This window comes from Exiguobacterium profundum (genome assembly GCF_001909285.1).
Lineage (GTDB): Bacteria > Bacillota > Bacilli > Exiguobacteriales > Exiguobacteriaceae > Exiguobacterium > Exiguobacterium profundum.
Map to the genome: position 1 here is coordinate 1 of NZ_MRSV01000016.1, position 268 is coordinate 268.

General features: G+C 48.9%; 1 tRNA gene. It reads right to left on the reverse strand.

Features of this window, described 5'->3' with window-relative positions:
• Nucleotides 1–87: 87 nt before the first annotated feature.
• Nucleotides 88–174: transfer RNA gene (locus BBB58_RS14960), tRNA-Leu, on the reverse strand.
• Nucleotides 175–268 lie beyond the last annotated feature (94 nt).

Consider the following 268-nt stretch of genomic DNA (forward strand, 5'->3'; position numbering starts at 1 on the left):
AACTCCCGGCCTTTAGATTCGTAGTCTAACGCTCTATCCAGCTGAGCTAAGGGTGCGAGACGAATAATCATCATGGGAAAATATTAATGGTACCGAGGGCCGGACTTGAACCGGCACGAGGAAACCCTCGCAGGATTTTAAGTCCTGTGCGTCTACCAATTCCGCCACCCCGGCAAGGTATAATTTCTAGCGGTAGACTTTTTAAAAAGATCAAATGGTGCCGGCGAAAGGATTCGAACCCTCGACCCTCTGATTACAAGTCAGATGC